The organism is Burkholderia perseverans (assembly GCF_022870505.1).
GTDB lineage: Bacteria > Pseudomonadota > Gammaproteobacteria > Burkholderiales > Burkholderiaceae > Burkholderia > Burkholderia plantarii.
In genome coordinates this window covers 3272254-3297095 of the sequence record NZ_CP045093.1, presented here as the reverse complement: position 1 = coordinate 3297095, position 24842 = coordinate 3272254, and the positions used below count along the sequence as shown (strand labels likewise).

Genomic DNA, 24842 nt, shown 5'->3' with positions numbered 1-24842 from the left:
TTCTTGCGCGCGGCCGGCCGGATTCATTTAGCGCGTCGTGTGCCGCGGACGGGGACAGGGGCGGCTGCGGCCCGCGTCAGGCCGACAGCAGCGAGCCGCTGCGGAACGGCGTGTTGCCGGCGATGCGCGCCACTTCCATGCCGGCGGTGGCGAAGCGCACCACCTGGCGCGCGTAAAGCACGCCGCGCACGCTGGCCTTCAGCGTGACGACGCGATCGGTCAGCGGATCGACGATGTCGGCGATCTCCTGGCCCGGCTCGACCACGATGCCCACCGGCGTGCGGAACACCAGCACGCCCGACACCGGCGCGACCAGCGGCTCGGTGCCGGCCAGCGGCGTGGCCGGATGCGCGAGCGGCGGCAGCGGCGCCGCGGTGCCGTCGATCGAACCGCGCAGCGTCAGGAAATCGACGATCGCCTGCGCGTCGTGCTGCGCCAGCTCGTAGCTCACGTCGCGTTCGCTGCGCAGTTCGACGGTGACCGAGATCGCGCCGTTCGGGATCGGGAAGCGGCTGCCGAAGCGCTCGCGCAGCTCCGACCAGCAGAAGCTGTGGACCTCGTCGAACGGGTTGCCGACCGAGTTCAGCGCCAGCAGCGAGGCCTGCGCTTCGAGGTAGCGCGCGAGCGGCTCGACGTCCTGCCACAGGTCCGGGTTCGTATACAGGTGCATGACCGCGTCGTTGTCGCAATGCAGGTCGAGCACCACGTCGGCGTCATACGACAGGCGCTGCAGCGCGAGGCGCTGCGATTCGAGTTCGGTGCGCGGCTTCTGCTCGTCGAGCGCCTCGCGCATCGCCTCGCGCACGGCCAGCAGGTTGCGAGCCGGATCCTTCGTCAGGCGGCCCTCGACGCGCGGCATCACGAGCGCGGCCAGGTCGTGGAAGTTGCGGTTGAAGTTCTGCATCGTGCCGAGTTCGAAGCGGCCGAGATGGTCGCCGAACACGTGTTGCGCGAGGCCGATCGGGTTCGGCACCGGCACCACGACGATCTCGTCGCGCAGCTTGCCGGCCGCCTCGAGCGCGGCGAACTGGCGGCGCAGCAGCGTGGCCACCAGCATGCCGGGCAGCTCGTCGGCATGCAGCGACGACTGGATGTAGATCTTCTTCCCGCTGCGCGGACCGTAATGGAAGCTGGTGAGATGGCGTTCGGTGCCGAGCGCGGGGGAAATCAGCGGATGGGTCTGCGTTTGCATGATCGGGGAGCGGGCAGCGGCGGCGCCGCGCGGGGTTCGTTCGAGACGAGGGAACGACGATTGTACGTTGCGCGGGCGCGCCGGGTGGATTTCGGGCGCCGGCCCGCGGGCATGCGCCCGTCGCGACCGGCCCGGGCACGAGGCGCGGCGGCGGCCGGCGATTGCCGGTGGTGTCTTTGGGCACGGCGCCCGCGCCAATGGCAACGGGCCCCGCAGGGCCCGTCGGATCAAGCGTCGAGGCGGTGCTTACTTGCCGTAGACGTCGAAATCGAAGTACTTCTTGGCGAGCTTGTCGTAGGTGCCGTCCTTGCGCATCGCGACGATCGCGCCGTCGATCTTCGCCTTCAGGTCGGTGTCTTCCTTGCGCAGGCCCACGCCGGCGCCTTCGCCGAGCGTCTTCGGATCGTCGATGTCGCCGCCGGCGAACGAGTAGCCGGCGCCGCGCGGCGTCTTCAGGAAGCCGATCTCGGCCTGCACCGCATCCTGCAGCGTGGCGTCGAGGCGGCCCGAGATCAGGTCGGCGTAGACCTGGTCCTGGTTCTGGTACGGCTGGACGTTGACGCCCTTCGGTGCCCAGTAGGCCTTCGCGTAGGTTTCCTGGATCGTGCCCTGCTCCACGCCCACCGTCTTGCCCTTCAGCGAGGCGGCGGTCGGCTGGATGTTCGTGCCCTTCTTGGCGACGAGGCGCGTCGGCGTGTTGAACAGCTTGTTCGAGAAGGCGATCTGTTCGGCGCGTTGCGGCGTCATCGACATCGACGACAGCACGCCGTCGAACTTGCGGGCCTTCAGCGCGGGGATCAGCCCGTCGAAGTCGTTCTCGACCCAGACGCACTTCGCGGCGATGCGGCGGCAGATCTCATTGCCCAGGTCGATGTCGAAGCCGACCAGCTTGCCATCCGAGCCCTTCGACTCGAACGGGGGGTAGCTCGCGTCGACGCCGAAGCGGACCGTCGACCAGTCTTTTGCGTAGGCGCTGCCTGCCGACACGGCAAGCAGGGCAACCGTCAGGGCCGCCAGAACTTTTTTCACTATGACTCCTCGTTGTACGTGGTTTGCGCGCGGTCGTGCCGCGTTGCGCTTCGCCCGCCGCCGCGGCGGCCGGGCTGACTCGGACCCTCGCCCGATGTGGACGAGCGTTCGCGGAAGATTACCAAGACAAAAAGCTGTGCGGGTTCCTAGTACAAGCCCGGATAGCCCGACGGGCCCGAATGGCGCGGCGTTGACCGGTGCGGTGCGCATTTTGTTGCGAGTTTGGAAATGATGCGGGTGGGGTGGGGCGGGAATGTGCTGGGGGAGGGAATTGATGGCGGGGTATGGGTGAGGCGCCTGTTCTGGTAGCCGGCTCAAAACACGATCAAGAAAATCGGATCGCTGAGAGAGTTGCTAAGTCGTTGATTTTTATATGGACGCGTCGATATCCGCCTGGCCGAGACGGGCTCAGGCTGCGATGTAATCAAAACCCGATCAAGAAATTTGTGGGCTTCATGCCCAGTGGGGGACATAGCCCGCTCGCGGGTGTTCCCGGTCCGCAACCCTGATGAGACCCGCTTCCAACGTCCTGGCGATGACCGCTGATGCCTGTGCCGCATTTTTCGATGCGATTCCAAGGCGCTCACACAGCGTCGAATTTTTCATCTTGTCGCCGCTCAAGAAGCGGAGCACTGCATGGAAATAGCAAGCACGGACACGCTCATCGGGCGTCATTTCGGCGAAACTCCGAGGGGCGTAAAGCGTCACCAAGGTCGCGTTTTGTTCCGAGCGAAACAGCGGCGGTGGCAACTGCGATACCTCGACGAGCTGCAATACCTTGTCGAGACCACTACCCTGTTCCTCGCACATCCCCATCCGGCGCATGAGCGAGGCGAGGGCTTCATTTCGCGAACGCGGAGGCAGATCAATCATGCGCTCGGGTTTCACTAGCGGTTCGCCAGGGTTGCTGATCTCCAGGCGATCCTCAAACAGCTCGATCAGCGGCCCCGCGCCGGTGAGCGTCATATCCTGATGAATCAACGCATTCGCGACCAGCTCACGGATGGCTAGCTCAGGGAACAAGATGGCTGCTTCCCGGAGCGCTCCAATATGCTCGTTCTTCGGCGCCAACTCGTTCAGATAACTGACGAGGTCTTCAAACCCAACGGCGTAGCCTTTCTGTTCCTTCTCTTCGCCCAGACGGTGCGTGACCGTTGCCGCGCGGTTTTTGCCTCTATATGCGACGCAGCGAACTGCCTTTCGGGCCAAACTCGCATCAAAATCTTTAAGCCGACAGGCGAACAAAATCGCACCGAGATTCGTTATGTTCCATCGGCCGCCGACATCGGGAACGATCAACCGATCCGCCGCCAGCTTTTCGAAGATCCCGGCTCGGTTGTCGGGAAGTGGCTGCTTCGTCAGCCGAAAGTAGTGACTGTAGTCGAGCAACTTCAAGACATCGTCGGCTTCCATGTATTGCGCTGCAACGCCATGCTCCCAACGATAAGGCTGCATTCGCTCAATGAGCTTTTGGTAGCGCTCGGGATATTCGGTGAGCTTGGGTGTGGCACTGCCGATGCGCACGTAGGGGATACCGTTGTAACTGACGGGTGTTCCCGTGGCCGCTGGAATTTCCAGCAAAACTACCGGCCCTTCAGGGTGTGCGACCGTTCGGAAACTAAAAGCAATGCTCGGCTGCAACGCATTTGCCAGCCATAACTGGAGCACCATGCCGCCCACTTTTTGCGACTCCGGATTGAAGGACGTGCCCACCACCTCGTGGGTTTCGTCCTCGATGCCCCACAACATATACGCCGTATCTCTGCCCTCGATGCGTGCAGCGTTGGACAATGCCGAGCACCGTTTGCCGATCATCTCGTGATCGGTATTGTTTTTCTTGAATTCGAGCCACTGACACTCGTTGGTGTGCGAACGCAGCTCGTCGACAAGGGCAATGTCACGCTCGAGATTCATATCAGATGACGTGTGGTGTGCCGTGGCGGATGACGGTGAACATCGAGCAGCGATTGTAAGTCACGGGTTGACCCAAAATTTCCGTATTCCGCTTCTTTTCTGATCAAAGCTTGCCAGTCTCGGCCAACATTGCTTGTACCGGTTGTGCATCGGCCACTTGGATTATTTCAACAGTCCTGTTTGTCGCGGTATTACCTGGTAATTGCGAATCGCGCAATTTTCTGATGTTAAAGAAGGTCGACTTCCGCCGCCGCCTGCTTCAGACACGCCACGAACTGCGTCACGGCCGGCGTCGGCAGCAAGTCGCGCCGCGAGATGATCGACAACTCGTAGGCCGGCAGCGTCTCCTCGATCGCGGCGATGCGGATGCCGAGCGGCGCGACCATGTCGGCGAGCGGCTTGGTGAAACAGCCGATCACGTCCGAGCGCGACACCAGTCCGAGCGTGACCGAGAACGACGAGGGCGCGCGCACCAGCCGGCCGGGCAGCGGCAGCCCGTGGCCGGTGAACATCGACATCATCACGCTGTGCGGGAAATCGTCGGCGTCCACCGTCACGATCCATTCGGCGTCGAGCAGCTCGGCGAGACTGCGCGCCTTCGCGAGCGGATGCCCGGCGCGCATCACGATCACGAACTCGGTGGACAGCAGCGGCGTCTGCGTGAACTCGCGGTCGAGCGCGGGCAGATGGTGGATCGCGGCGATGTCGAGCGCGCCGTTGCTCAGCTGCGCGAGTGCGTCGGGCATCGTCACCTCGGCCAGATGCAGCTGCACGTCGGGCATCGTCGCGCGGAACTTCTGCACCGCGCGCGGCAGCGCGGTCAGCGCGATCGACGGCATCGCGCCCACCGCGACGCGTCCCGACAGCTCGCCCTTCACCTGCTCCACCGCCTCCACCGCGCGCCGCATGTCGCCGAGCAACTGCTCGGCGCGCGGCAGCAGCGCCTGGCCGCAGGCGGTCAGCTCGACGCCGCGCACGGTGCGCACCAGCAGTTCGGCGTTCAGCGCATGCTCGATCTCGCGGATCGTATGCGTGATGGCCGGCTGCGTGACGCCGAGTTCGCGCGCGGCGGCGCGCAGGCTGCGGTGATGGGCGGCGGCCACGAAGGCCTGCAGCTGCGCGAGGTTCAGGGGATTGCGAATGCGGGTCATCGAGACGGTCCGGAGGTGTATTGCGTCGCGAGCGCGGATGGGCGAGGACGGGCGCGATCGGGCGAAGTGCGCCCGGCGCGCGACCGGCGGGCGCGACCAGACCGTCACGGTATCAGGTTCATGCCGGCGCGGTGCGCCGGGCGTGGTTTGACGCGACGCAAGAAGCCCGCGCGCGGGCCTCACGGTTTCGACACGCGCGATCGCTACGCTGAACGGGGTTGCCGCGCGCGAGTGGTCGTGAGCCGATCGGCAATCGGTCGGGAAGCTGCCTGGAACCTGTCCGGAACGCGCCGCGAATGCCCGGCAACGGCCCCGTCAGGGCCGCGTGCGTTAGTTTTTCCGATGTCCGGCAATCAATTAAACCTATTTCCGCTCGGCGAGCGCAGCCATTAGTATTCACGGGCAATCCGGCCTCCCTATCCCCCACGGGCCGTCGAGCGTTTGCGATCAAAGGAGAATACAGATGTCGACTGAGACGAAGTGCCCGTTCAACCACACAGCCGGTGGCGGCACGTCGAACCGCGACTGGTGGCCGAACCAGATCAACCTGAAGATCCTGCATCAGCATTCGCCCCTGTCCGATCCGATGGACGAGGGCTTCAATTACGCGGACGCCTTCAACAGCCTCGACCTCAACGCCGTGAAGCAGGACCTGCGCGCGCTGATGACCGTGTCGCAGAGCTGGTGGCCGGCCGACTTCGGCCATTACGGCCCGTTCTTCATCCGCATGGCCTGGCACAGCGCCGGTACCTACCGCACGGCCGACGGCCGCGGCGGCGCGGGCGGCGGCCAGCAGCGTTTCGCCCCGCTCAACAGCTGGCCCGACAACGTGAGCCTCGACAAGGCGCGCCGGCTGATCTGGCCGGTCAAGCAAAAGTACGGCCGCAAGATCTCGTGGGCCGACCTGATCGTGCTGACCGGCAACGTCGCGCTCGAATCGATGGGCTTCAAGACCTTCGGCTTCGCGGGCGGCCGTGAAGACACCTGGGAACCGGACGAAGATATTTACTGGGGCACCGAGACGACCTGGCTCGGCGACAAGCGCTATACCGGCGACCGCGATCTCGAGAACCCGCTCGCGGCCGTGCAGATGGGCCTCATCTACGTGAACCCGGAAGGCCCGAACGGCAACCCGGACCCGCTCGCCTCGGCGCGCGACATCCGCGAGACGTTCGCGCGCATGGCGATGAACGACGAGGAAACGGTCGCGCTGATCGCGGGCGGCCATACCTTCGGCAAGACCCACGGCGCGGGCGATGCCTCGCACGTCGGGCCGGAGCCGGAAGCCGCGCCGCTCGAACAGATGGGCCTCGGCTGGAAGAGCAGCTACGGCAGCGGCGCGGGCGCCGATGCGATCTCGAGCGGCCTGGAAGTGATCTGGACGTCCACGCCGACCAAGTGGAGCAACAACTTCTTCTGGAACCTGTTCGGCTACGACTGGGAGCTGACCAAGAGCCCGGCCGGCGCCCACCAGTGGCAGCCGAAGGGCGGCGCCGGCGCGAACAGCGTGCCGGACCCGTTCGACAAGGAGAAGCGCCGCGCGCCGTCGATGCTGACTTCCGACATCGCGCTGCGCGCCGATCCGGGCTATGAAAAGATCTCGCGCCGCTTCTTCGAGAATCCGGACGAGTTCGCCGACGCGTTCGCGCGCGCCTGGTTCAAGCTGACCCACCGCGACATGGGTCCGGTGGCGCGCTACCTCGGGCCGGAGGTGCCGGGCGAGCAGCTGCTGTGGCAGGACCCGCTGCCCGCGCGCGAGCATGCGCTCATCGACGACGAGGACGTGACCGCGCTGAAGGCGAAGGTACTGGCCTCGGGCCTGTCGGTGTCGGAGCTGGTGTCCACCGCCTGGGCCTCGGCCTCCACGTTCCGCGGCTCGGACAAGCGCGGCGGCGCCAACGGCGCGCGCATCCGCCTCGCGCCGCAGAAGGACTGGGAAGCGAACCAGCCGGCACAGCTCGCCAAGGTGCTCGACGTGCTCGCGAAGATCCAGGGCGACTTCAACGGCGCGGCCGCGGGCGGCAAGCAGGTGTCGCTGGCCGACCTGATCGTGATCGCCGGCAATGCGGGCGTCGAGCAGGCGGCGAAGACGGCCGGCTTCGTGATCACGGTGCCGTTCACGGCGGGCCGCGTCGATGCGACGGCCGAGCAGACCGACGTGGAATCGTTCGCGGTGCTCGAACCGGCGGCCGACGGCTTCCGCAACTACCTGAAGGGCAGGTTCACGATCCCGGCCGAGAAGCTGCTGGTCGACAAGGCCCAGCTGCTGACGCTGACGGCGCCGGAAATGACGGTGCTGCTGGGCGGCCTGCGCGTGATCGGCGCGAACGTGGGCGGCGCGAAGCACGGCGTGCTGACCGATCGTCCCGAAGCGCTGACCAACGACTTCTTCCGCAACCTGCTCGACATGGGCACGGAATGGAAGCCGGTGTCGGACGCGAACGACGAGTACGAGGGCCGCGACCGCGAGACGGGCGCCGTGCGCTGGACCGGCACGCGCGTCGACCTGGTGTTCGGCTCGCACGCGCAACTGCGTGCGATCTCCGAGGTCTACGCGAGCGAGGATTCGCAGCAGAAGTTCGTGCGCGACTTCGTGGCGGCCTGGACCAAGGTGATGAACCTCGATCGCTACGACGTGAAGAAATGAGCGTGTAAGATGCGCCGGGCCGGCTGGCCCGGCCGCGCACCACACGGCGGCCGATCTCCGGATCGGCCGTTTTTTTATTTCGACCGCCCGCGCGGCGGAACCCCGACATGACGAATGCCATGCCCGCCTGGATCGAGGCGCCGATCCGCGACGCGCTCGTGCGCGGCGCGTTCGAGCTCGAGCCGACCGAACGCGGTGTCGTGCTGCACCGCCTGCCCGCCTGGGCACGCGCGCAGTGCGCCGATCCGCAACTGACGATGGTCGAGGCGCAGCCTTCGGGCGTGCGGCTCGTATTCCGCACGCGCGCCACGCGCCTGGAACTCGACACGCTGCCCACGCGCTACCGCTATGCCGGCGCGCCCGCGCGGCCGCTCGGTGTCTACGATTTGCTCGTCGACGGCCGGCTGTTCGCGCAGGCGAGCGCCGACGGCGGCGAGCGCGTGGTGATCGACCCCGGCAGCGGGGCCGCCACGCGCGAGGCGGGGGAACCCGCCACGCTGCGCTTCGCGGGCTTGCCCGCGCATGACAAGCGCGTCGAGATCTGGCTGCCGCACAACGAGGCGACGCGGCTCGTCGCGCTGCGTGCCGATGCGGCGATCGAGGCAATCGATGCGACCGACACGCACGACGACGGCGCGCGCCGCGTCTGGCTCCATCACGGCAGTTCGATCAGCCAGGGTTCGAACGCGGCGAGCCCCACCGGCATCTGGCCGGCGCTGGCCGCGGCGGCGGGCGGCGTCGAGCTCGTCAATCTCGGCTTTGGCGGCAGCGCGCTGCTCGACCCGTTCGTCGCGCGCACGATCCGCGACGCGCGCGCCGACCTGATCAGCCTGAAGCTCGGCATCAACCTCGTCAACGCCGACCTGATGCGGCTGCGCGCGCTCGCGCCGGCCGTGCATGGCTTTCTCGACACGATTCGCGACGGCCATCCGGACACGCCGCTGCTGGTGGTGTCGCCGATCTATTGCGCGATCCACGAAGACGTGCCGGGGCCGGGCGCCTTCGACCTGACGGCGCTGGCGGCCGGCAAGATGTCGTTTCGCGCGACCGGCGATCCGGCCGAACGCGCGGCCGGCAAGCTGACGCTGCGCGTGATACGCGAGGTGCTGCGCCAGGTCGTGCAGCAGCGCGCGGCCGGCGACGCGCGGCTGTTTCATCTGGACGGCCTCGACCTGTATGGCCGCGACGACTTCGCCGAACTGCCGCTGCCCGACCAGCTGCATCCCGATGGCGCCGCGCATCGCCGGATCGCCGAGCGCTTCGCCGCGCGCGTGTTCGGCCGCGGCGGCGCGTTCAGCGCGTGAGCACGCGGCCGCGCGGCGCGTTCAGAAGTTGACCACGGTGCGCAGGCCGGCCACGAACTCGTTGCCGATCGCCCTGACCGTGCCGCCGGCCGGCGCGTCGTAGCCGCCGCCCGGCCGCACGATGTACTGCAGGTCACCCTGCAGCGTCCACCACGGCGCCACCTGAACCTGGTAGGTCGCCTCGATGACGGTTTCATTCACACGGCGCGGCCGTGCGAGGTCGCTCGTCACGCCGTCCACGTTCAGCGTCGCGTTGGTGTAGCCGAGCGCGATGCCGGCCGTGTCGTTGTCGCGGCCCGCGAACGGCGCCTTCAGCGAGACGCCGGCTTGCGCGGAGAAGTTGATCGGGTTGCGGTCGTCGGGCGCGCCCGTCATGCGCGCGAACACACCGAGCGAGCGTGACGGGTTGGCCGCGGAGCGCCACACCATCTGGTCGGCGATCGCGTAGGCGCCGTAGTTGCCGCGATGCGTGCGGGCGATGCCGGTCGAGCCGGGTGCCGCGAGCGAGGCGCCGCTGGTGTCGATGTGCGGATCGGCGAACGCGCCGGACAGGTACCAGACGCCGAGCTTGTAGGTGCCCGGCAGGCCGCCGGGCTGCGCGTCCGGCGTGCCCGGCTGCGGGGCGTCGAGCGCGTATTGCAGCTCGCCGATCCAGAGCGCGCCGTCGTGCAGGTTGAAGTTCGTGCCGTGCGGGTTCGCGCGTTGCGCGTCGGCCTGGCCGATGCCGCCGGGATAGCCGTCGAACACGCCGGCCAGCAGCGTCAGCGCGTTGGTCGGCTGCGCCTTCACACGCACGCCGAGCGCCGACAGCGGATAGGCCGGCCCGCCGCCCGGCAGGTCGACCGAGGGCAGGACCGGCCAGCCGAACGTCGCGTTGACGAAGGTGCTGGCGGTCTGGCTGACCATGAACTCCTGATCGACGCTCTGCTGCCCGACGCGGACGTCGGCCGCGCCGCCGGCAATCGACTGCCCGTACCAGAGCTCCCACAGCCGCGTGCCCGCTTCCGCCTCGTTGCCGCTCGCGTTCTGCAGCGCCGACAGCGCGCGCGAGCTCAGGCTGGTGCCGTGGATCTGCAGCGCGCTGACGTTGAAGGTGCCGCCGGTCAGCCCGAACAGCTTGCTGGTGTCGACGCTCAGCGCGGCCTCGGTCATGCCGTCGTAGGCGCCGATCCGGCGCGTGCCGCCGCTGAAGTTGGTCAGGGCCTCGCTGGTCTCCTGCAGCGTGAACGTGATGCCGTGGTTGCCGAGCGCGCCGCGCAGGCCGCCGAGGTCGCCGAACAGCGTCGCGCGCTGCCACAGCCCGTCGGCGGGCGGGCCGCCGTCGGCCGACGGCGGGGTGGTGGCAGCGTCCTGCGCGCTGGCGGTGGCCTGCATGCCGGCGCAGGCCGACGCGAGCGCGGCCGATACGGCCATGCGGCGCAGCGCGGCCGGCGGCGTCGCGAGCCGGCATGGCGGGAACGCGGCCTGGAAATGACGGACGAGTGCTTTCATGTCTTGTGGGGGTAACGCGTTTTTTTGTTTGACGAATGACGGTCGTCACGACGGGCATCGGCTAGTGTCGGTGCCGGTCGTGACGGATTCGGGACGGCGCGGCCGGGTTCAGCCCGGGCCGGCGACGCGCTCCGGCATCTCGGTCTGTCGATCATGACAGGATTCGTCGCCGCCGGCTGGCCCGGCCGCCACGGGTTCGGCGGCGGGCGATGCGGGCGGCGCGGGTGGTTCGGCCGGCGGCCAGCCGCACAGCACGTCGTCGCGCTGGCTCAAATAGGAATGCGAAACAAACAGGAAATTCTTCACATACATCGAATCCTCCGGCCGGTTGGCGCGGGCGATCGCGAACGAACGCGATCCTGCCGTCGCACCACGGGCGCGACGAACATCGGGATGGAAGCGGGCTGCGAAACGGACCCTGGGCGAGTCCGGAAGAAGCGCGCTGCTCGAATCACACGGGCAGCGGCGACAGAAGGCTGTGGTCGCTAGCGCGTGCGGGGGTTCAGGTCGCCGGTCGGGGCCGGCGTACAACTGTCGCTGCCAGGCATGGTTTCCAGTGGGATCGGAGGGTTGAACGAGACGGGCCGCGGCGGCGCTTCGCGTACTGCGTGGCGGTCGGGCACGGCGGATTCTATGCTCCGATCCACGCCGCGCGCAACAGGAAAATGCTTTGCAGTGCTGCGGTTGCCGGAGGCATGCCGTGGGCCGCTGGCCGGCCCGCAACATGCGGCGGCCGCGTAAGAGCGGCGTAATGAAAAACGATGCGCGAAGACGGTTGACGATGCCGGATCGACCCAGCAAAATTCGCCCCGATTCGCGGCTAAAGTCACTCACCTTGGACCGTAGCAGTCGTCGATCTTCGATCTCCGTTTTCGCCTGACCGGCCCGACGCCGCGCTGCTTCCCTTCCGCCACTGTCCCGCCAGTCGGCATGACGGTGCGCGCCGGAGTTTCCATGTCTTCCCGTGGATCGCAAGGGTTGCGGCCTCGCGCCGTGGCCGACGCGCGTCCGCGTCCGGGCGGCCCGCCCGGCGTCGCCTCGTGCGCCGGCCGCCGCGCGGGCCGCATGGTTCAACACGTCCCGGCGCTGTCGGTCCGGGCCGCAACGAAAGGAGATCCGGGCATCGCGCGCCCGCCGGCGCCGCAGCCTCGCCACCCAGCCAGCCTCATCGACGCCGATCCTCGCGATCGGGCGGCCGCCGCGTCACGCGTCGCGTTTCATGAACGGCGGGCCGTCGCGTTCATCGCGCCTTGCCGTGAGGCTGCCCGGGGCCGGCAGGCGCGATGCGCGCCGGCGCGCCGGCATCAGCGGTTCGCGGCATGCGCCAGAACCGCGCCGCCAGCACGGCCACGAGCAGCTGCGTCGCGACCACGAACGCGACGCAGCCGGCCCAGCCCCAGCGGTGCCAGCCCGGTATCGGCAGCAGCGAGCCGAGGCTGCCGCCGAGGTAGTAGCACGACAGGTAGAGGCCGATCGCGGTGGAGCGGGCAGCCGGCGCCGCCTGCGAGATGAACGCGTTGGCGCAGGCCTGCTCGACGAACACGGCGGTGGAGCCGAGCGCGAGCCCGAGCAGGATCACGACGATCTGGCCGGACAGCGTCAGCAGCGCGCCGGCGATGGCGAGCGCGGCGGCGCCGAGCGCGAGTTCGCGCGGCCCGCGGCGGCCGGCCATGCGCCCCGCGAGCGGCGTGACCACCACCGCCACCAGGAACACCGCATAGATCGCGCCGATCCCGAAGGTCGTGAAGCGGAACGGCGCGCCGGCGAGGCGCAGCCCGACGAACGTGAAGGTGGCGACCTGCGAGGCCAGCACGCAGGCGCCGAGCGCGAACGAGGCGAGCAGCGGAGGCCGCGCGACGCGCCGCCATGGGCGCGACGCGGCCGGGCCGGCCGCGGGCGGCGGCGCAGCGGCGGGCAGCCAGGCGCGGATCGCGAGGCCGGCGGCGAGGCACAGCAGCGCGACCACGTCGAGCGCGTGGCGCCAGCCCAGCAGCGCGGTCAGCGAGTTCGTGACGAAGCGGCCGGCGAAGCCGCCGAGCGTGGTGCCGGCCACGAACAGCGCGCCGACCTCGGTGGCCGTGGCGGCGCTGAACAGCTCGCCGATGTAGGCGATCGAGATCGCGAAGATGAACGGCACCAGCGCGCCGGCCGCGAAGCGCGCGATCAGGAACGCGTCGAAGCCGCCCGCATGCGCGCAGCCGAGCGCCGGCAGCGCGACCGCGATCGCGGCCCAGGCGATCACGCGGCGGCGTGCGTAGCGCGCGCTCAGCGTGCCGGCGAACGGAGCGATAATGGCGACGGCCAGCGTGGTCGCGCTCACGCCCTGGCCGGCCCGCTCGGCGCTCACGGCGAAGGCCGCCGCCAGCTCGCGCAGGATGCCCTGCGTCGAATAGAGATTCAGGAAGGCCGCGAAGCCGCACAGGAAAAACGCGGCGCGAATCGTCGTCTTGTCGCTCATGTCGCTCATGGAAACGGAACGTCTCGTCAGGTCCAGCCGACAGTCTGATGACGGCGCGCGGTGCGCGCCAATACCGTTTTCGTCGCCGTTGATACCGGAACCACAACAATGCTCGACCTGCGCCGACTCCGTTACTTCGTCACCGTCGCCGACGAACTGCATTTCGGCCGCGCGGCGCTGCGCCTGCGCATCGCGCAGCCGCCGCTCACGCGCCATATCGCGGCGCTCGAAGGCGAGCTCGGGATTCGCCTGTTCGAACGCTCGACGCGCGCGGTGCAGCTCACGCGCGAGGGCGCGCTGTTTCTCGAGCGCGCGCGCGCCGTGATCGAGGCGGCGAGCGAGGCCGAGTCCGCCGCGCGCAAGCTCGCGCAGGGCATGATCGGGCGCATCGTGATCGGCTACGCGAGTTCGATCCCGATGTCGGACGCGTTCTCGCACCTCGTGCGCGACGCCGGCGACGCGATGCCCGAGATCGAACTGGTGTTTCGCGAGGTGCCGACCACGCACCAGCGGCAGCAGATCGCCGACGGCACGCTGGATTTCGGTTTCGGTTGGGCCATGGCGCCAGGGCGGCACGGGCCGGGCGATTCGGTCGATATGGTTGATTCGGTCGACGAGCCGATTCGTTCGCGCGTGGTGTCGCGCGAGGCGCTGGTGGCCGTGGTGCCGGCGCATGGTGCGCATGCTCGACAGGACGCGCTTGCATTCGAGACGCTGGCGGATGAAACCTTCGTCACGTTCGTGCCGGAATACGGCTCCGCGCTGACCGCGGCGCTCGACACGCTGGCCGCGCGCGCCGGCTTCACGCCGCGCGGCGGCCCCACCGCCTCGCAGATCACCACGCTGGTGTCGCTGGTGGCCGCCGGGCGCGGCATCGCGATCGTGCCGAGCTTCACCGCGGCGCTGCAGCGCCCCGGCGTCGCCTACGTGCCGCTCGCGGCGCCGCATCGGATCGAACAGACGGTGGCGTGGCGCGAGCCCGGTGCGTCCGGTTGCGTTGCGCGCTTCGCCGAACTCGTGAAGGCGGTGGATCCTGAGCGGGCCGACAGCCGGGCGGCGGGCGGTGCGATAAGCACGACGCCGAAGCGGTCCGGCAAACGGGCGAGCCGATAGACGAATCCGGCGGGTTTGCATCGGCCGCCCGCCGCCGGGCGAAGTAGCGATGCGGCGCGCTACGTCCCGCACCTCTATCGTTCGGACTCCTCAAGCGCGGCACGAATCCACGCGGCGAACGCATCCATCGTCGCCAGCGTTCGCGCCGGCATATGACGATCTCGCGGATAGAGAATCGCGATTTCAGGCGCCGGCGTTTCCCAGCGCGTCAGCAGCCGTTCCAGGCGCCCGGCGCGCAGCTCGGGCGCCGCGATGAAGTCGAGGCTCTGCACGATGCCGGCGCCGGCCACCGCGAGCTGCAGCCGCGCATCGGCGTCGGCGACGCCGGCCACCGACGGCAGCGCGTGTTCGGCCGGCTGCCCGTCGGCGTCGAACTCCCATTCGAGCGACTCGCCGGGGCGCGGCAGCAGGAAGTCGATCAGCCGGTGTCGCGCCAGGTCGTCGGGCGTGGCGGGGCGGCCCATGCGCGCCAGATAGGCGGGCGAGGCCACCGTCACGCGACGCGGCCGGCCGAGCGGCCGGTGGACCAGATCCTGATCCTCCAGGCCGCCGATGCGGATCGCGAAATCGATGCCGTCGCGCACGAAGTCGCCGCGCTGGTCGCTCATCCTCAGTTCGAGGCGGATGCCCGGATACTGCTCGAACCATGGCGGCAGGCGCGGCACCAGGATCGCGCGCGCGATCGACACGTTCGCGTCGACGCGCACGCGGCCCGCCAGCGCGTCGCGCGAACCCGACAGCGACGCCTCCACTTCGTCGAGTTCGTCGATCACGCGGCGGCACACCTCGAAGTAGCGCGAGCCGGCCTCGGTCGGCGCCAGCGCGCGCGTGGTGCGCGCGAGCAGGCGCACGCCGAGCGCCGCCTCGAGCCGCGCGATGCGCTCGGTCGCGTTCGAGGCCGACATGCCGAGCGCGCGCGCGGCCTTGCCGAACGAGCCGGTCTCGACAATCCGGACATAGAGGCGCATCGCGGCCAGTTGGTCGACTCTCATCGGGCGGAATTCGGTTCGAGCGAAAAATAAACCGGATTGTACGGGCGACGCGCCGCTGGCCCTAGCGTGGCGGCGTGAACAGCTGGTCGATCAGCTCGCGAACGATTTCGAAGGTGCGCAGCACCGCGTCGTGGCGATGGCTGGAGCCGTGGGCGAGTTCGTTGCGAATCCGCGGCAGCGTGGCGATGAAGGTGCCGAGCCAGTCCTCATCGGCGTCCTCGGGCAGCGGCGTGACGTCGATTGGGTCGAGCCGCGCCACGGTCAGCCCGTCACGCCGCATCTCGTCCAGCAGCTGCAGTTCGGCGCGTACCCGCGCGCGCTGCATCGCGTGCGCCGCGCGCCATGAGAAGCGCTTGTTGGCGATCACGCCGCGCTGCTTCGCCAACTGCAACCCGTTGCTCAGGCCCATGCGCCGCCTGGTGTCCACCAGGTCGCCGGACAGCCGCTCGCGCAGCGCGAACTCCAGCGAGGCCAGCGCGTGCTGCTGCGCCACCGGATAGAAGCGGTAGACGAACCACGCATAGGCGTAGCGGTTGCGAGCGGTTGCGGGCGGTTTCGAAGTGGATGCGGACCGCTTCGGGCACGCGCGCGTCGAGCTCGAACGCCGCGACGTCGGCCACGTGCGCGGCTGCCGACAGCGGCTCGAAGCCACCGCCGGGAGCCGGCCGCGAAAACATGCCGTGGCGCATGTCGGGCTCGTGGAGGGAGTCGGGCGTCCCCGGTCGGTCGCAGGCGGGCAGCGCGCTGGCGGTTCGGTCGTCCATGTCGATGGCCGGGTCGGGATAGGGCAGGGCCGCTGCCGGTCGTGATTTCAGCTTGGGCGAGCGGGGCCGGTACGGACAGGCGCGTATACGTCGGGCGCTTGCCGTTATTCGTTTGGAACGAAGAAAATCTTCGTATTATGCGGTCTAGGCGAGCGATGCCGCCTTGCTTATCGTTCGGTTCGGATCAACGACGAATCAGGAGAGCAGGGATGGATTACACGGTTTTCGGACGGTCGGGGCTGCGCGTGTCGCGCCTCACGCTGGGCGCGATGACGTTCGGCGCGGGCGAGGGGATCTGGGCGTCGATCGCGGGGCTGGACCGGCAGCAGGCCGGGCGGCTGGTCGGCCTCGCGGCCGAGCGTGGCGTGAACCTGATCGACACCGCCGACGCCTATTCGCAGGGCCGCTCGGAGCAGGTGGTCGGCCAGGTGCTGGCCGATCTCGGGCTCGACGAGAGCCGCATGCTGGTGGCGACCAAGGTGCGCCTGCGCACCGGGCCGGGACCGAACCAGGTCGGGCTCGGCCGCTCGCACATCCTGCGCAGCGTCGAGACCAGCCTCGCGCGGCTCGGCCGCGATCACATCGACCTGCTGCAACTGCACGATCGCGACGCGCTCACGCCGCTCGACGAGACGCTGCGCGCGCTCGACGATCTCGTCACGCAGGGCAAGGTCCGGCACGTGGGCGTCTGCAACTTCAGCGCGGCCGAACTCGAACGCGCCCATGCGATCACCTCGCGCACGCACTGGGTGCCGGTGACGAGCAACCAGGTCCACTATTCGCTCGCCATGCGCGACGTCGAGCACGAGATCGTGCCGGTTGCGCGCGAGCATCGTGTTGCGCTGATGGTGTGGAGCCCGCTGTCGGGTGGCTACCTGGCGGGCAAGTACACCGCGCTGAACGGCAGCCCGGCGCAGGGGCGGCGCGCGACGCTGAACTTTCCGCCGGTCGATCCGGCGCTGGTCGACCCGATCGTCCACGCGCTGCGCGCCGTGGCCGACGAATTCGGTGCCACGCCGGCGCAGGTCGCGCTGGCCTGGCTGCTCGAGCGCGACTGCGTGAGCAGCGTGATCGTCGGCGCCAGCTCGGAGGCGCAACTCGAGGCGAACCTCGGCGCGGGCGAGCTGCGCCTCGCGGCAGAGCATCGCGAACGGCTCGATCGCGTATCGGCGTCGCGCGTGCCGTATCCGCAATGGATGCAGCAGTTCCATGACAAGGATCGGGTGTAATCTCGCCCGGCGTTCGAACGCAACGGGCCGTGCATGCCGCGCGGCCCGCTTTTTCCAGGGAGCGAGACATGGTGTCAATCGCAGGAATTCGCCGCCGCATCGGGCGCTTCGCCGTGAGCGCGGCGGTGGTCGCGGCCGCGGCAATCTCGGTGCAGGGCTTGGCTCAGGCGCAGGGGGCCGGCACGCCGGCCGTCGGCAGCGCGAGCGCAACGCCCGACAACGCGGTGCTGCTGACGGTGTTCCTCAAGCACGACCAGTCGCGGCCGTTGAGCGAGCTGAACGCGCAGCTGGCGAAGCAGGGATTCTACAAGGCGTTTCCGCCGCCCGGCGTCGAGGTGGTGAGCTGGTACGTGATGATGGGCATCGGCCAGGTGGTGACGCTGCGCCTGCCGGCCTCGCGCGTGCGCGAGGTGAACCGCGTGCTGGAAGACACCGCGTGGGGCGCGTATCGCACCGAGTTCTATCCGACCTATGACTACAAGGCGATCGGGCTTGGCGAGCGGGAGAGCAAGGGGCGTTGAGGGTAGCGGACGGATGGTTGTCGAAACCGCCGCACGGAGAGCTTGTCGATGACGGCAGGCTCGAGCGCTCTGGAGCGCTGTTGACCGCGCTCCAGGCTGCGACTCCGAGGCAAATCAAGTCGCGACGATCAGCAGGTCGCACCGGCGCCAGCGTGCCTCTCCAACGGCATCATCGATTGCATCGGCGAGATCGCGCAGCGCGTCGTCGGGTATCCGGGCCGCCTTGAGGCCGGCCGTGAATGCGCGCAGCACGTCGAAGTTTGCGCGGGTCACGAGTGTTGAGCGTTCGGGCGCGTTCGCGTCGCCGACCAGCGCCGCCAGTGGCGATGCGGCCAGCACGCCATACACTTCGCCAACCTTGTGTGAATTGATCGAGATGACAGCGACTTGCACCGCGCCGGCGGCGTTGGCGGCAGTGTGGGTATCGACGGATTGCGGCGCCGTGAACGAACCGGGCGCGACAGCCAGAAATTCGATGATCACACCCATCCGGCCCCCGCCATCCACTGATGATCTAGAAAAACCGTATCAGGCAATTGCGCTCGTGCCGCCCGGGCGGCGCGTGATTTCACGATCGCCGCGAGTGCGGCGCCAGGCAGATCGATCAGGTCGGTTGCGCTGATCGCGGTCGATCTACCGTGCCGCATGCGCGATAGCTCGGAGGCAACGAGCGCGCGGCGGGCCGCATCCATTTTCGTCAAACCGGCAGGCAGGCGCGCAACGTCGGCCGTGTTGAGGCGCAGCGCCGTCACGGCGAATGCCATCAATATGCGGGTATCCTGCCGTGCATATCGGCGATCGAGGCAGGCGCGCAATAGACGGTTTGCTTCGCGAACGGCGAGCGCCTGGTCAAGGTCGCTGGTCGCCGCGAGTATGCGCGCGAGAAGGCCGGAGGTGTCGTCGTCGTTGATCGTTTCACCGTGGGTGAGGATCGCCGCGACGAGCATGCGCCGTATCGGCGCCGGGCCATGGATGAGCGACAGGCACAAATCGGTCAGCAAGTCGCCGGGCACCGGATCGAAACGGTGCACGATCCAGCCGACGAGGTGCTGGTGCGCGGTGACTGCGTTGCGGAATGCCGCTGCATTGCGCAGGTAATAGGCACCGCCCAGATAACACTCCAGTGCGCCGTACCACTCCATGACAGGACCAATTTCGTCGAGGGACAGTGCCGTTGTACGTGCCTCGTCCACGCCGCCAATCAGGCGGGCGTACATTGCCATGTCCTCGCGGCTTACCCGGCGGGCAAGCGCATCGAGCCGTGGATCGAGAATTATTGGCACTCGAGGTAGTCCATTTTGATGGTAGGGATGGCGGTGGCCGTGGTGTCACCGCGGGCCGCGACGAATACGAGCCGATTTTCTGCCGCCGCACTTTCGATCATGTCCCCTGCCTGTTTGCGGGCCTTCTGATGGGGTTTCGCGCCGGTTTGCCGCCGCATGTAGGCGGCTCTCGTTCTCGCATACATCAGCGATCGCTGCGATACCGGTAATTTGATCTTCAGTTTCTTGAAGAGAGACGCCGGGCCTTTGACCGTACCGTATGTGCTGCTCCCACCCTTTGCTTCGCCCGCCATCACGAGCGGCCCCTTGCTGCCCGGAATGTCGATGCGGATCACGATGTTGACATTGTAGGAGGCGCCGGTCTCGAGATAGTCGAGTTGTGTGTTGTGCGGAGGGTCGACATAGTGCGCGGCCCAGTTCGCATGCAGCACGGCTGCATTGCCGGCCGGGCCGGCTGAAAGATCGACGCCGAGCAGTGCCGACGCCTCGTAGAGCCAGGCGACCAGCCCGATCTCCTCCTTGAAGCCTCGCAGTTGCGTGGCTGTTGCGGCCGCGTTGACGCCGTTGAAGGCCGCGGTGGCGCGCGCGACGAAACCGGTGTTGGCGAACGGCGTCGTGACCCGAAACGCCGCGGCGCATATTTCCATGGCCCGCGAATGATGTTCCGCTGCCAGATTGCTGTGCGAGCGTGCAGCAAACAGGGCATCGCGCACCTCGATGGCCACCGGAATGATGGCGGCGTGCGTACCCTGCGTGGCTTGGCCACGAGCGAACGCATCGAGCGCAGCAATCAACTGCCGTGCATAGCGGGCGTTGGCGCTTTTACTGGGCGAATTCAGCCGGACCATCAGTTGGCGAATCGTTGTCAGCGGCGAGCCGCCTCCGCCGTTCGTGCGCGGGTAGGAAGTGATGCCGCCGCTCAATCATCGGCCTCGCTATCGACATCACGGTCCAGTGTGCGCGGAGGGGTATCCGCGATCGACGTGACGAGGGTGGCGGGTCGCGGCGCCATGGCCGGGCGCATCGCGGCTTCGAGTTCCGCGAGCGTGTTCCAGATCTTCGGCTCGATCTCGTGCACGGCTCTCCGAGGCATGAAGAATGCCCCGAGCCACGCCAGCACGTCCGCTGGCCGTGCCTGCCCATGTTCGATTTCGTCGAGGCGATCCGACAGCGCTGCCGTGAAGCCGGGGTCCGACAGCTCGTCGGCCGACGAGTCGTCGCGAATTTCCTCCAGCGTCAGCGCGGCCTGCACGCCGCTTGGCGTCAGGCAGATCGAGCCGCTTGCCACCGGCATCACGATCAGCTGTCGTTCGGCGAGGCTCTGCAGCGAGCGCGCGAGTGTGGAGGGCCGGCCAATCCCGGCCAGTTCGAGGTCGAGCAGCAGACGATCGACGGGCATGTGCCACTGCGCGGCAGGTTCCAACGACAAATGCGGCGTGGCGGTTTCGAACAGGTTGGCCTGCCACGCGTCGAGTAGGGTATCGACGGAATTGATTCTGGTGTTTTCGTCCAGCAGCAGATCGGCGGCGGGAGTCGCCTCAGGGTGCGGTGTGGCTCCCGATACCGGATCACAGGACGCGGCGCGAATCCTTACCCGTACTTTCGTGGCGTGAGCCGATTCGAACGGCAGGTCGAGAGAGGCGTAGCGAATCAGATAGGGGCCGTCTTCTGCTGCGTGAAAGTGTCCCCAGACGAGCCGATAGATATCGCGATAGTCGGAATGCGCGAACGCGCCGTCGAGCATTGCGGGCGACGCGCTGCGATCGAGCGGGGTCACGGGAGGGTGGCCGTCGCGGCTGGCCGGCTCGATTGGCGCCAACGGATCGAGGGCTCGTCCGGCAGCCGCGGTGGTCGTCGCCCAGGTTCCGTCGTAGAGCGCCTGCAGTGCATCCATCGTTCGCCATGGTGGCAAACCGAAGCGGCGCCACGCCTGTGCCATCAGCGAGATGGTGCCGGCCACGGGCAGATCGGTCGTCTCACGCGTGAGCGTGGGCGGCTCGTCCTGTATCAGCCGGAGCTGTTGCAGCCTGCGCAGTGCCGTGGGTGCTTCGGCGGCGGGCGTCGTCGCCCGATTCTGCTGCACCTGCACGACTTCACCTTGCAGCGTGAGCCCGCCCACGTCGATGCGCGCAACGATCCTTTGCGAGTCCGCCATCGCGAGTGTTTCGCGTGCAGTGTCCAGCAGCATGCGCAACACGGCGCCTTGCACGCGACCGATCATGAGGCCGCCCAGGCTCGACGAGCCTTCCCGATTCACCGCGCCCAGCGTCGCGAGGTCATCGCAGAGCTCGCGGCAGGCCTTGCGGGAGACCGGCCGCTGCATCACGGCGTGGAAGCGCGCGGTGATGAGGTTGTCGGCGATCTCACGGACAATTTCCGCCATCACCCTGTTTTCGTCGAGTGTGCCGGGCGAGACCAGTGCCGATGTGACGGCCGATTGCGTGATCGCGCCCAGGCGCGCGCGAACGATGCGCTTGCCCGCAAGGGGCTCGCGGAGCAGCTGCAGGATTTGCCAGCCGATGTACTCGCCCATGCGATCATCGTCGGTCGCGATCACGATTTCGCCGACTGACTCGACGAGCGGTGTCGCGTTTGCCACGAACGTCGCGGCATGGTCCTGGGCCAAGGGGCGCGGCACGAAGCCGGCTTCGATATCGACGCCTCCCGCGAGCGGCAGCTTTGTCAATGTGCCCGCCGTCGCGAGCACGCCCGACGCCTTGCCGAGCAGCTCGGCGAGGCTCGCCTGCTTGTTTGGTGCTTCGATCAGGACGGCGCGCCGCGGGTAGAGCGGACGCGCGGTGCTGTGATGGCGCAGATGCACGCCGAGCTGCTCGACGGGCGACATCAGGGCGAGCGTGGCCTTGTCCACAACCGCGTTGCGCGGCACGAATCGGGTGACGGCATCGGAGAACAATCGCGCCGGATTCGCGAACACGATAAACGAGCGCTTGGCGCGCGAAACGGCAACGTTGAGCAAGCTGAGATCGGCGTCGACGAAGCTGCCGCTACCCTGCTCCGGTCCTTCCACGAGGCTGAAGCAGACGATCGGGCGCTCGGCGCCTTGCAGCTTGTGGACGGTGCCTATTACGACCTTGCCGATATCGTCCGGCGCGGGCCATGTGATTTCCCGCGATCCTCTGACGTGATCGAATGCCTGCTTGAGTTTTTCCTTCAGCAACTCCGCCTGCGGGCGATAAGGCGTGATCAACGCGACGATCTCTCGCAACGGCTTTCCAGCCGTCACGGGGTTGGCCTGCCACGCCGGCCAGCGCTCGACGACCCACGCCACGATCTCCTCGGCCTCGCGTGGATTGCGCCAGGAGCCTCCCGCCGACAGCGGGGCGGCGTTCACCGATACCCACGCGATGGTGGGCTCGGGACCCTTGTCGTCCTCCTCGGTCGTGATCTCGAGCTGGTTTCCGTAGGCCAGCTTGTTGCAGTAGCGGATGATGTCGGGTTTGCAGCGATAGTGGTAGCGCAGCGTGACGCCGAGGTCGTCCATTTCACGCCAGCGCGACAACAGACGCGCGATGTCGAGCATGCTGCCCGAGGCCACCGAGCGGTGCGAGCGGATGATGTCGTCGAGGTAGGGCAGCGTGTCGGTCTGAGCGGCGATGCCAAGCTCGGTCAGCGGCGTGTTGTTCCAGATCGGCGCAAGTTGCTTCCGGTCGCCGACCACGGCGGCACGACGCGCCAGCGCGAAGATCGCGGCCGCCAACTCCGGTGGCGCCTGTCCGGCTTCGTCGATCACCAGCAGATCGACTTTGCCGAACACATGTGTGATCTGGCTTGCGGGATCGACGAGGCCGGCTTCGATGGCAAACAGCTTGGGTGCGCTGTGCAACGTGGAGACGATGCAGGGCGTCAGCATGCAGATGCGCCGCAGGGCTTCCTCGACGTTGGCGGGATGGCGCGTCACAAGCCGTTCGCGTTGTGCGAGCAGGAAGCGTCCCTCCCAGTAGCGGGCCGCCCAGTGGAAGGCATCGGCGCGCCACAGCAGATCGACGATGCTTTGCGCGGCATCGGCCGCGCGCGTCTTGTCGAGTCGCTCGATGCACGCCTGCAGGACTTCGAGACGCTTCGGTGTCCACTGATCACGGACCGCTTCGAGCGCCGTGTCGACACGGCGGCGCCAAGGCCCCTCGCTGTGTAAATCACGCTCGAAGCCGGCCTGCGCGTCCACCACGAGGTCGAGCCGACGCCAGACGCGCTCGATCGCTGCTTCCAGCGTCGTCAACGCGGGATCGTTCAATGTACGTCGTGCGTGGGCGAGATAGACCTCTTCGTATTCGATCGAATGTAGCGGATCGAGCGCGTCTCGGCGGTTCCAGTAGCGATAAAGAAACCCGCCTCGGGTTTCCTGGAGACAGACGAATCGCTCCGCTTCCGCGCGGGTCGCGGGATCGGCGAGACGATGGCCGGCGGGGAGGTAAGCGCCGTAGCTGCTCGTATCGGGGATCCAGCGTTGGGCATGAGCGAGCGTGGCATCCGGATGCGGCGCATTGCCGAACGCCTCGATCACGTTGGTGACGGACTGGTTGGTCGCGCCGCAGGCCAGTGTGATCGGACATGGCGCCTGCTGTAGCGCTGCATTGATCCACTGGCTGGCGACAACGGCACGCAGCATCGAGGTCTTGCCGCTGCCGGGGGGGCCGTTTACCGCCTGAATCTGGCCATCCACGAGCGAGAGAATCGCGTTGACCGCGGTGCGCTGTGTGGCGTCGAGCGGGAAGAGCGCGCGTCGCGCGCTACCGCCGTCGTATTCGTCGATGTGGCCCGTCATGAGCCGGCCGATCGAGATTGGCGCGTGTTCGTGCCGCTCCGCGCTTTCCTTGCCGCCCAGCCGCTCGAACAGTGGCAGCCGGCCGCCGCTGCGCGTCAGTTCGATGAGCGCGGCCTGATAGACGGCGTCCAGCTGACCGCGCCCACCACCGTCTGCGGGTAGCGCCACGGCGTGGAGCTGCCACTCGCGGCGCTTGCCGTACCTGCTGCGCTTGTCGGTTTTGGCCGACTTCGGCAGGCGTGCGACCAACTCCGCCAGTAGCGCGTCGTCGTCGACGACGCCGATCAGGCTGCGCAGCACGGCCATCGAGGTACACCACCACGTCTCCCATCCCGGCGTGGTCTGCGGATCGGTCGCCATGCAGCCGAGTTGCTGCGTCATCGCCGCGTTCGCGTCGTCCCGGAGAGCAACCTGGAACGCGTATGACGCGACATTCGGAGCAAGATACTTCTCGTTGAAGACGGGCGGAGCTTCGGTGCGTGGCGCCAGCAATCCGTCTTCGGTGAGGACGGCGGGCACCGCCAGCAACATGTGTGTCAGGTGTTTCGCCGATGGAGCCTGATTGACCTCGACTTCCCGTAGTGCCAGGACCACATGGACATCCTTGCCGCCCGGTTGCTGTCCGTGCTCGTCGAGGCTGGCTCCGTAGCGATGGGCCTGGGACGCGAGTTGCGTGAATTTTTCCGATGCGGCCTCGTCCCGGAGTTGCTTCCCCAGTTCGCTGAACGACACATAATCGAGAGCGGTGCGCCAGTACTGCGCGAGCGCGTCGACGGGGATTTCCGGCACGCGCTCGCGGGCGGGGAAGCGGTGGTAGATACGCCGGGGCGCGGGGGCGGTATCGATCGGACCGACTGATGGCGCCGCCACCGGCGTGGCGGAGGCGGTCGGCATGGTGCCGGGTCTAGCCGTGGGGGGCGTGGGCGCCGCCGTTGCGTCGCCGCCGACTGTCTGCGCGAGCGATTGAAGGA

17 protein-coding genes are annotated in these 24842 nt (G+C 67.9%); 5 read left to right on the top strand and 12 right to left on the bottom strand.

The genetic code is table 11. The annotated features are described in order from the left end of the window. Positions 1-76: 76 nt before the first annotated feature. The 4 genes from BpN12_RS13795 to BpN12_RS13780 all read right to left on the bottom strand — a co-directional run bounded on the left by BpN12_RS13795 (position 77) and on the right by BpN12_RS13780 (position 5286). On the bottom strand, positions 77-1192 hold the full coding sequence (locus tag BpN12_RS13795; RefSeq protein ID WP_246793135.1) for a succinylglutamate desuccinylase/aspartoacylase family protein: 1116 nt from the start codon (positions 1190-1192) through the stop codon (positions 77-79). Positions 1193-1438: 246 nt separating this feature from the next. Then, on the bottom strand, positions 1439-2221 hold the full coding sequence (locus tag BpN12_RS13790) for an ABC transporter substrate-binding protein (protein ID WP_246793134.1): 783 nt from the start codon (positions 2219-2221) through the stop codon (positions 1439-1441). Positions 2222-2674: 453 nt separating this feature from the next. Beyond that, positions 2675-4135 carry an ATP-binding protein gene (locus BpN12_RS13785; protein WP_246793133.1) on the bottom strand — a complete coding sequence of 487 codons (1461 nt, stop codon included), beginning with the start codon at positions 4133-4135 and terminating at the stop codon, positions 2675-2677. Between the two features lie 227 nt (positions 4136-4362). Further along, the gene (locus BpN12_RS13780; RefSeq protein WP_246793132.1) at positions 4363-5286 is read right to left on the bottom strand and encodes a LysR family transcriptional regulator; all 924 of its coding nucleotides are present in this window, start codon (positions 5284-5286) and stop codon (positions 4363-4365) included. A 463-nt stretch (positions 5287-5749) separates the two neighbouring features. On the opposite strand from BpN12_RS13780, the gene katG reads away from it, so the two are divergent. Beyond that, positions 5750-7933 (top strand): catalase/peroxidase HPI, encoded by a 2184-nt coding sequence (gene katG / locus BpN12_RS13775; RefSeq protein ID WP_246793131.1) that lies wholly within the window; start codon positions 5750-5752, stop codon positions 7931-7933. A 107-nt stretch (positions 7934-8040) separates the two neighbouring features. Next, positions 8041-9237, top strand: coding sequence for an SGNH/GDSL hydrolase family protein (locus tag BpN12_RS13770; protein WP_246793130.1), 1197 nt, complete (start codon positions 8041-8043; stop codon positions 9235-9237). 21 nt (positions 9238-9258) lie between these two features. Here the strand turns inward: BpN12_RS13770 and BpN12_RS13765 are convergent, their stop codons facing one another. Together BpN12_RS13765 and BpN12_RS13760 are read right to left on the bottom strand one after the other, a co-directional pair. Continuing rightward, positions 9259-10728, bottom strand: a complete 1470-nt coding sequence (locus BpN12_RS13765; protein ID WP_425306269.1) for a carbohydrate porin — start codon at positions 10726-10728, stop codon at positions 9259-9261. 1240 nt (positions 10729-11968) lie between these two features. Further along, positions 11969-13186 (bottom strand): MFS transporter, encoded by a 1218-nt coding sequence (locus BpN12_RS13760; protein ID WP_246794717.1) that lies wholly within the window; start codon positions 13184-13186, stop codon positions 11969-11971. 108 nt (positions 13187-13294) lie between these two features. Between BpN12_RS13760 and BpN12_RS13755 the strand changes: the two genes are divergently transcribed. Beyond that, positions 13295-14299: a LysR substrate-binding domain-containing protein gene (locus tag BpN12_RS13755; protein WP_246793129.1), complete on the top strand. Its 1005-nt coding sequence runs from the start codon at positions 13295-13297 to the stop codon at positions 14297-14299. Positions 14300-14373: 74 nt separating this feature from the next. On the opposite strand, the gene BpN12_RS13750 is transcribed toward BpN12_RS13755, so the two are convergent. Both BpN12_RS13750 and BpN12_RS13745 read right to left on the bottom strand, forming a co-directional pair. Then, complete coding sequence (locus tag BpN12_RS13750) at positions 14374-15291, bottom strand: LysR family transcriptional regulator (protein ID WP_246793128.1); 918 nt, start codon at positions 15289-15291, stop codon at positions 14374-14376. A 61-nt stretch (positions 15292-15352) separates the two neighbouring features. Further along, the gene (locus tag BpN12_RS13745; RefSeq protein ID WP_246793127.1) at positions 15353-15784 is read right to left on the bottom strand and encodes a hypothetical protein; all 432 of its coding nucleotides are present in this window, start codon (positions 15782-15784) and stop codon (positions 15353-15355) included. Between the two features lie 480 nt (positions 15785-16264). On the opposite strand from BpN12_RS13745, the gene BpN12_RS13740 reads away from it, so the two are divergent. After that, entirely contained in the window at positions 16265-17284 is a 1020-nt protein-coding gene (locus BpN12_RS13740; protein ID WP_246793126.1) for an aldo/keto reductase, read from the top strand. A 68-nt stretch (positions 17285-17352) separates the two neighbouring features. Then, complete coding sequence (locus BpN12_RS13735; protein WP_246793125.1) at positions 17353-17805, top strand: hypothetical protein; 453 nt, start codon at positions 17353-17355, stop codon at positions 17803-17805. A gap of 114 nt (positions 17806-17919) precedes the next feature. Here the strand turns inward: BpN12_RS13735 and BpN12_RS13730 are convergent, their stop codons facing one another. The 4 genes from BpN12_RS13730 to BpN12_RS13715 are packed head-to-tail and all read right to left on the bottom strand — an operon-like array spanning position 17920 to position 24765. After that, positions 17920-18294, bottom strand: coding sequence for a hypothetical protein (locus BpN12_RS13730; protein ID WP_246793124.1), 375 nt, complete (start codon positions 18292-18294; stop codon positions 17920-17922). Further along, positions 18285-19022 (bottom strand): hypothetical protein, encoded by a 738-nt coding sequence (locus BpN12_RS13725; protein ID WP_246793123.1) that lies wholly within the window; start codon positions 19020-19022, stop codon positions 18285-18287. The genes BpN12_RS13730 and BpN12_RS13725 overlap by 10 nt, the downstream gene beginning before the upstream one ends. 56 nt (positions 19023-19078) lie before the next feature. Next, a complete protein-coding gene (locus BpN12_RS13720) occupies positions 19079-20011 on the bottom strand; it encodes a hypothetical protein (protein WP_246793122.1) in 933 nt (310 codons plus the stop codon). Beyond that, positions 20008-24765 (bottom strand): AAA domain-containing protein, encoded by a 4758-nt coding sequence (locus BpN12_RS13715; protein WP_246793121.1) that lies wholly within the window; start codon positions 24763-24765, stop codon positions 20008-20010. Before BpN12_RS13715 ends, BpN12_RS13720 begins: the two co-directional genes overlap by 4 nt. Between the last annotated feature and the right edge of the window lie 77 nt (positions 24766-24842).

What these genes read in the sequence shown, in the direction of transcription:
- BpN12_RS13795 (WP_246793135.1), bottom strand. Translation starts at nt 1,192, where the DNA reads ATGCAAACGCAGACCCATCCGCTGATTTCCCCCGCGCTCGGCACCGAA.
- BpN12_RS13785 (WP_246793133.1), bottom strand. Translation starts at nt 4,135, where the DNA reads ATGAATCTCGAGCGTGACATTGCCCTTGTCGACGAGCTGCGTTCGCAC.
- BpN12_RS13780 (WP_246793132.1), bottom strand. Translation starts at nt 5,286, where the DNA reads ATGACCCGCATTCGCAATCCCCTGAACCTCGCGCAGCTGCAGGCCTTC.
- katG (WP_246793131.1), top strand. Translation starts at nt 5,750, where the DNA reads ATGTCGACTGAGACGAAGTGCCCGTTCAACCACACAGCCGGTGGCGGC.
- BpN12_RS13770 (WP_246793130.1), top strand. Translation starts at nt 8,041, where the DNA reads ATGACGAATGCCATGCCCGCCTGGATCGAGGCGCCGATCCGCGACGCG.
- BpN12_RS13765 (WP_425306269.1), bottom strand. Translation starts at nt 10,728, where the DNA reads ATGAAAGCACTCGTCCGTCATTTCCAGGCCGCGTTCCCGCCATGCCGG.
- BpN12_RS13760 (WP_246794717.1), bottom strand. Translation starts at nt 13,186, where the DNA reads ATGAGCGACAAGACGACGATTCGCGCCGCGTTTTTCCTGTGCGGCTTC.
- BpN12_RS13755 (WP_246793129.1), top strand. Translation starts at nt 13,295, where the DNA reads ATGCTCGACCTGCGCCGACTCCGTTACTTCGTCACCGTCGCCGACGAA.
- BpN12_RS13750 (WP_246793128.1), bottom strand. Translation starts at nt 15,291, where the DNA reads ATGAGAGTCGACCAACTGGCCGCGATGCGCCTCTATGTCCGGATTGTC.
- BpN12_RS13740 (WP_246793126.1), top strand. Translation starts at nt 16,265, where the DNA reads ATGGATTACACGGTTTTCGGACGGTCGGGGCTGCGCGTGTCGCGCCTC.
- BpN12_RS13735 (WP_246793125.1), top strand. Translation starts at nt 17,353, where the DNA reads ATGGTGTCAATCGCAGGAATTCGCCGCCGCATCGGGCGCTTCGCCGTG.
- BpN12_RS13730 (WP_246793124.1), bottom strand. Translation starts at nt 18,294, where the DNA reads ATGGGTGTGATCATCGAATTTCTGGCTGTCGCGCCCGGTTCGTTCACG.
- BpN12_RS13725 (WP_246793123.1), bottom strand. Translation starts at nt 19,022, where the DNA reads ATGTACGCCCGCCTGATTGGCGGCGTGGACGAGGCACGTACAACGGCA.
- BpN12_RS13715 (WP_246793121.1), bottom strand. Translation starts at nt 24,765, where the DNA reads ATGCCGACCGCCTCCGCCACGCCGGTGGCGGCGCCATCAGTCGGTCCG.